This is a genomic window from Ramlibacter sp. 2FC (genome assembly GCF_005503345.1).
GTDB lineage: Bacteria > Pseudomonadota > Gammaproteobacteria > Burkholderiales > Burkholderiaceae_C > SCMQ01.
In genome coordinates, this window is record NZ_SCMM01000011.1 from 90,891 (window position 1) to 97,117 (window position 6,227).

Sequence of the window (6,227 nt, forward strand, 5' to 3'; positions counted from 1 at the left end):
CATGTCGCGCCCTGTCCAACAAGTGACCCTGGTCGGCTTCGGTGCCATCGGCCGCTCGGTGTTCCAGCGCGCGGCCGGCCTGCCCGGCCTGAAGATCAGCCACATTGTCGTGCCCGAGGCCCATGTGGCCGAGGCCCAGGCTTTCGCGGGCGAAGCGGCCGTCGTCGGCTCGCAGGTGCCCGAGCACACGCAGCTGCTGCTCGAATGCGCGGGCCACGCCGCGCTGACCGAGCATGTGCTGCCGGCCCTGGCGCGCGGCGTCGAATGCGCCGTGCTCTCGGTGGGCGCGCTGGCCGAGGCCGGCCTGCCCGAGCAACTGGCCGACGCGGCCGAGCAGGGCGGCACCCAGGCCCATCTGCTGGCCGGCGCCATCGGAGGCGTGGACGCGATCGCCGCGGCCCGCCTGGCGGGCCTGAGCGAGGTGGTCTACACCGGCCGCAAGCCGGCCGAGAGCTGGCGCGGCACGCCGGCCGAGCTGACCCACGACCTGGCCGGGCTCAAGGAGCCCACGGTGATCCTCGAGGCCACGGCGCGCGAGGCCGCGCGCCTGTACCCCAAGAACGCCAACGTGGCGGCCACGGTTTCGCTTGCCGGCCTGGGCCTGGACCAGACGCGCGTGCGCCTGCTGGCCGACCCCCAGGTCAGCGAGAACATCCACGAGATCGAGGCGCGCGGCGCCTTCGGCGAGATGCGCATCACCATGCGCGGCAAGCCCCTGGCCGACAACCCCAAGACCTCGGCGCTCACGGTGCTGTCCGCGCTGCGCTTCCTGCACAACCGCGTGTCCGCGCTGACCCTCTAACCCTAGGCTGAGCCCGCCATGACCGAGAAACTCCAGACCCTGATCGCCGGCTGCTGGCGCGACGCCTCCGGCCCCGAGTACGCGACCGAGTACCCGCACGACGGCAGCACCGTGGCCCGCCTGCACGCCGCCACCGCGGCCGATGTCGACGAGGCCGTGCAGGCCGCCGAGCAGGCGCGCCAGCGCCCCGAATGGGCCCGCCTCAAGCACCACGAGCGCGCCGCCATCCTCTACCGCATCGCCCAGGGCATACGCGAGCGCGGCGAGGAGCTGGCCCAGCTGCAGCGCCTGGACAACGGCAAGCCGATCAAGGAATGCCGGGCCCTGGTGGCCAGCGCCGCCGGCACCTTCCAGTTCTTCGGCGCCGCCGCCGAGACCTGGGAAGACCAGATCACCCCCGCGCGCGGCGACTACCTGAGCATGAGCGTGCACGAGCCGCTGGGCGTGGTCGGCGCCATCACGCCCTGGAACAGCCCGATCGCCAGCGAGGCGCAGAAGCTCGCGCCGGCCCTGGCCGCCGGCTGCGCCGTGGTGTTCAAGCCGGCCGAGATCACGCCGCGCATGGCCATCGAGCTCGCCAGGATCTGCCAGCAGGCCGGCGTGCCCGACGGCATCGTCAGCGTGCTGCCCGGCAAGGGCTCCATCGTCGGCGACGCCCTGGTCAAGCACCCGCTGATCAAGCGCATCGCCTTCACCGGCGGCACCAATGTCGGCTTAGGGATACAGCGCCTGGCCGCGGAAAAGCTGATGCCGACCTCGCTGGAGCTGGGCGGCAAGTCGCCCACCATCGTGATGCCCGACGCCGACCTGGACCATGCCGTGGCCGGCGTGCTCTACGGCATCTTCAGCAGCTCGGGCGAGTCCTGCATCGCCGGCTCGCGCGCCTTCGTGCACGAGAGCCTCTACAAGGAATTCAAGGCCCGCCTGCTCGAGGGCGTGCAGCGCCTGCGCGTGGGCGACCCCGCGCGCGAGGACACGCAGATGGGCCCGCTGGTCAACCTGGCCCACCGCGCCAGCGTGGAGCGCTACGTGCAGCTGGGCCGCGAGGAAGGCGGCCGCGTGCTATGCGGCGGCGAGCGCCCCACGGGCGGCTTCTACGACGCCGGCAGCTACTACCTGCCCACCGTGTTCGAGGGCCTGCCCAACAGCGCGCGCATGTGCCAGGAGGAGATCTTCGGCCCGGTGCTGGCCCTCTTGCCCTGGAAGGACGAGGCCGACCTGATCGCCCAGTGCAACGACAACATGTTCGGCCTGGCCTCGGGCATCTGGACGCGCGACTTCAAGAACGCCTGGCGCATAGGCCGCGCGCTGCAGACCGGCACGGTCTGGGTCAACACCTACAAGCTGTTCTCGATCAGCACGCCGTTCACGGGCGTCAAGATGAGCGGCTACGGCCAGGAAAAAGGGCGCCTGGGCATCCTCGAGTACTGCAGCCAGAAGAGCTTCTACTGGGGCCTGAACGAGTCGCCCATGCCCTGGGCCAACAGCTGAGTGAAAGGGCACGCCATGGATCTCGGCATTGCCGGAAAGAAGGCGCTGGTCTGCGGCGCCAGCAGCGGTCTGGGCTACGCCTGCGCCAAGGCGCTGGTGCGCGAAGGCGCGCAGCTGGTCATCGTGGCCCGCACCGAAGGGCCGCTGCGCGAGGCCGCGGCCGAGCTCGCGGCCCTGGGCACTGGCCCGGTGGCCTGGGTGGCGGCCGACGTGGCCAGCGAGGAAGGGCGCGCGCGCATCTTCGCGGCCCACCCCGAGTTCGACATCCTGGTCACCAACGCCGGTGGCCCGCCGCCCGGCGACTTCCGCCACTGGGACCGCGAGGCCTGGCTGCGCGCGATCGACGCCAACATGCTGGCGCCGATCGAGCTGATCAAGGCCACGCTGGACGGCATGCTGGCGCGCGGCTTCGGCCGCATCGTCAACATCACCTCGAGCGCGGTGAAGTCGCCGGTGGACGGCCTCGGCCTGTCGGTCGGCGCGCGCAGCGGCCTGACCGGCTTCGTCGCGGGCCTGGCGCGCAGCACCGTGGCGCGCGGCGTGACCATCAACAACCTGCTGCCCGGCACCTTCGACACCCAGCGCCTGGCCGGCAACTTCGCGGCCCAGGCCCAGCGCGAGGGCCGCTCGGTCGAAGAGGTGCGCGCCGCGCGCCTGGCCAAGCACCCGGCCCACCGCTTCGGCCAGCCCGACGAGCTGGGCCACACCTGCGCCTACCTGTGCAGCGCGCATGCGGGCTACATCAACGGACAGAACCTGCTGATGGACGGGGGGTCGTTTCCGGGGGTGTTTTGATTCAGGCTGGCGTGCTTGCGTCGCGCCAGCGCGCCGGCTGAGCCAAGCCTCACGGTGCAATGCCTGTAGCGAACAACTGCAGGCGCTGGCACTCGGCGCGTGCCTCGGCCAGCAATTGGCTCCAGTCGTCCGGAGGATGGCCGCTTTCCAACATCTTGCGGAACACCCGGTAGGCGTCGTCGCTGCTCTCGTAGGCGCGCTTGGTGTCCTCGTCGTTGACCCAGGCGAACACGATCACCTTGGCTTGCGCGTGGTAGCGGAAGAACAGCCGGTGTTGCTGGAAGAACTTGGCCCGGAACCAGTGCTTGTGATCTTCGCCGAGGGTGTTGCCTTGGCGGTACTCCGGCCGTGTCGGGTCTTGCGGGATGACATCGAACGCCAGTTTGGTGATCGCCGCCAGTCGCTTGTTGGCGTTCTTCTTCACGTACCCGACGGGGTCCTTTTGCCTGAACGCCTCGACCTGCTGGGCCAAAGCTTCAATTTGTGCAAGGAACAAGGGGTGCGCGAACACCGTCCAGCCATGAATGACCAAGGGTGCGAGCTTGCTCGCGCTCATTCATCGTCCGCCGACAGGGGGAGATCAAGATCAACTTCGATGCCGCCGGTCAGCAATTGAAGGCGCAGCACGAAGTTGGCGTCGATGACCTGCAGGCGCTCCGGATGCTGGGCGATGTCGCGGGCCAGGAAGCCCAGGAACTGACCGAGCACCGGGTCGCCACCCTCGGATGACTCGGCCCGCGTCAACACAACTTCGCCGCTTGGGCGGATCGTGTAGTGGATCTTGTCGCGCTTACCCAGCCGGAGGGCACGGCGCACGGTTTCCGGCACCGTGGTCTGGTAACGGTCGGTCAGCGTGGATTCGACTTCAAGGGTGGCGGGCATGACGCTCTCCGGTCAAAGAAGGGATTGTCGTGCATGGTAATGCAATCGCCTTGTCAAGTCAATGCAAATGCATTGCTGGCGATTGTTGCCATCCTATCCGGAGTTTCGGAGGGCGACTTGGTTTCCACGCTGACGCAGCAACCACTCCCGCCAAGGTTGGGCACTACCAAGGTGTACGCGCAGTAGCATGCCGCGATTTGGGGAGTGTGGAGGGATATGGATACCTCCGCTGGGGACCAGACGGCGAAGTGCCCATTGCCGTCGTAGGGGCGTGTGCCGCATAGCGGTCGGTTGACCTACGTCGCAGGAAAATGCCCGACGCAAGGTGCCAGTTATAGCCAGCGCTTGAAGATGGACGTACATTATGTTGGGCCTAATGAACACGATGGTAGAAGCTTGGCATTACGCCTCCACAGTTCCGGTTCAACGCGTACAAGCGCTGTTGGCTTGGAGTTCCTTTTCCGAGATCGCTTGTCAAATCGCTGAGAGTTCAGTGGTAGTCAGTGCAGAATGGGAGCCATTTCAGACGGCCACGCTAGCTGGCTGCAATCGTGCATCCGTCTTGCTTTCGGTACCGAAGCCAATCTACGACGCGTTTTACAACGCTCCTGTAGGGATACGTGGGCAGTACGCCCGATCCGAAACCGCTGGCGAGCAAGCGGACCGATTCCTCATCGACCAGCATGAATCCGAACTAATGTGTGCCTTGGCTCGGTGCACGAAAGCTCCGCGTGACCTGCTGCAACGGTCGCTACGGGCAAAACAAGCAAAGACATGGATCAAGGAAACCGAGTCCGACACGGACGAGGGTGACGAGGGCATCGTGTACGAGCCTTGGGAGCGCGAAGCGATATCCCGAGACGGCCTTCGCACTCCTGTAGGTACTCTACTCGAGGTGAAAGGCGGCTGGATCGATGCACAGGGTATGGAGCGCCTCAATCCGACAAAGACCCATCGAAGCTACACCCTTCATCGTACAGGCTACGTTTGACATGAGGCCTAACATTTCGAGCGGACCTTTACCGGCTTACCGCTTCTCGGGGGGCACGTTGTCTTCTGCCGCCAGTTGACTTCGGCTGAGCTCATACGTTCAAGTTTTACGTTCCACACTATCAGTATGCCTACACATCTGGAGAACTTGGCAACCCTCGTCATAGCTGCACTGGGAGCATTGGGCGGCTGGGCTGTCGTCGTCGCTGCGCTGACGCACTACATCAGTGACCTATTCGCAAAGCGAACGCTTCAGCGTGAGGCAGCTAGGTTCAGCGAAAGGCTTGCGGATCTTGGTCATGAACTGAAGCTCCGAGAGTCCGCTTATAGCAAGCACCTAGACCTTCTGCTCGCCTACTACTCTGCTTTTTATCGGCACTATCGTATCTGCCAGAACGCGACAAACCAAGATGCGCATCGCCATGACGACGGCACGATCGTGCGCACAAAAGAAACCTTCTGGGAAAATCTTGATCGGTATCGCGAGCAGATGAGCTCCCTTGAAGGAACTGCTCGTCTTCTGCTCTCGGCCTCATTACTCGAACTGCACGATGAGGGAATTGCCGCCTTCAACGCCTTTAAGGACGTGATGAAGCGCGACCTCTACGATGACAAATATCACAACGATAAGCGAGAAGCCTTTGCAAGCATTATGGGCGTGAAGCAGCGACTCGAGACTGGCCTCAGAACGTTCTTGCGTACCGAACACATGCTCAGCCCCAGTGAAATCTAACCTTATTGAGAGGGCATCCCCCGGCAGGTTGGAGAGCATCCATCTTCATGCCAAACTAAACGGGCGTCCAAACAAGTCGAGCAACAGTTAGGCTTCCTTTTATGGATGATATCTCTGAGCTAGAAAAGCGTTCGGAAATCGAATTTCATAAACTCGGGGTTGCCGAAGAACTCGGGTGGATTATCGCGAGCTTGGTTGCTGTGATCATGTATATGAAATGGGAGAGTTGGTGGCTAACCATTGGCGCACTGCTCGCCAGTTACTTCTTCGTCACGCTGCCTTACAGGCGGAATAATGATAGTGCCCGTGAGGCAGTTCTGAAAGCCTCTGGAGCGAACAAGTACCCGAACGCCTATGATCGTCGTGACGATGAGGGATAGGCGCAAATCAAATGGTGTTCCTCGATGCTTTTGATGCCTAATCTTACTGTGTCACAAACGTAGTCGGACGCTAACCGCGGCGCAATGCGGGCAATGTCCCAGGGCGCCTGCGAGTGCGACGCTCAACTGAAGGCGCAGCGTCCTGATCGAGTCC

At 64.2% G+C, this 6,227-nt stretch carries 8 protein-coding genes; 6 read left to right on the top strand and 2 right to left on the bottom strand.

Features of this window, described 5'->3' with window-relative positions; translation table 11 throughout:
* Nucleotide 1: 1 nt before the first annotated feature.
* From FFS10_RS07295 to FFS10_RS07305, 3 genes are read left to right on the top strand one after another with little or no spacing between them, the layout of a single operon-like run.
* The gene (locus FFS10_RS07295; RefSeq protein ID WP_137893066.1) at nucleotides 2-802 is read left to right on the top strand and encodes an aspartate dehydrogenase; all 801 of its coding nucleotides are present in this window, start codon (nucleotides 2-4) and stop codon (nucleotides 800-802) included.
* A gap of 18 nt (nucleotides 803-820) precedes the next feature.
* Nucleotides 821-2,293 (top strand): aldehyde dehydrogenase, encoded by a 1,473-nt coding sequence (locus FFS10_RS07300; RefSeq protein ID WP_137893068.1) that lies wholly within the window; start codon nucleotides 821-823, stop codon nucleotides 2,291-2,293.
* Nucleotides 2,294-2,308: 15 nt separating this feature from the next.
* Nucleotides 2,309-3,088 (top strand): SDR family oxidoreductase, encoded by a 780-nt coding sequence (locus tag FFS10_RS07305; protein WP_137893070.1) that lies wholly within the window; start codon nucleotides 2,309-2,311, stop codon nucleotides 3,086-3,088.
* Between the two features lie 49 nt (nucleotides 3,089-3,137).
* Here FFS10_RS07305 and FFS10_RS07310 read toward each other — a convergent pair whose 3' ends face one another.
* Together FFS10_RS07310 and FFS10_RS07315 are read right to left on the bottom strand one after the other, a co-directional pair.
* A complete protein-coding gene (locus FFS10_RS07310; RefSeq protein ID WP_137893072.1) occupies nucleotides 3,138-3,644 on the bottom strand; it encodes a type II toxin-antitoxin system YhaV family toxin in 507 nt (168 codons plus the stop codon).
* Nucleotides 3,641-3,970 (bottom strand): type II toxin-antitoxin system PrlF family antitoxin, encoded by a 330-nt coding sequence (locus FFS10_RS07315; RefSeq protein WP_137893073.1) that lies wholly within the window; start codon nucleotides 3,968-3,970, stop codon nucleotides 3,641-3,643. Before FFS10_RS07315 ends, FFS10_RS07310 begins: the two co-directional genes overlap by 4 nt.
* Before the next feature lie 376 nt (nucleotides 3,971-4,346).
* Here FFS10_RS07315 and FFS10_RS07320 point away from each other — a divergent pair, with 376 nt between their 5' ends.
* The 3 genes from FFS10_RS07320 (at nucleotide 4,347) to FFS10_RS07330 (ending at nucleotide 6,073) form a co-directional block, all read left to right on the top strand.
* Nucleotides 4,347-4,961 (top strand): hypothetical protein, encoded by a 615-nt coding sequence (locus FFS10_RS07320; RefSeq protein WP_137893075.1) that lies wholly within the window; start codon nucleotides 4,347-4,349, stop codon nucleotides 4,959-4,961.
* Between the two features lie 147 nt (nucleotides 4,962-5,108).
* On the top strand, nucleotides 5,109-5,693 hold the full coding sequence (locus FFS10_RS07325; protein WP_137893077.1) for a hypothetical protein: 585 nt from the start codon (nucleotides 5,109-5,111) through the stop codon (nucleotides 5,691-5,693).
* A gap of 101 nt (nucleotides 5,694-5,794) precedes the next feature.
* Nucleotides 5,795-6,073: a hypothetical protein gene (locus FFS10_RS07330; protein ID WP_137893079.1), complete on the top strand. Its 279-nt coding sequence runs from the start codon at nucleotides 5,795-5,797 to the stop codon at nucleotides 6,071-6,073.
* Nucleotides 6,074-6,227 lie beyond the last annotated feature (154 nt).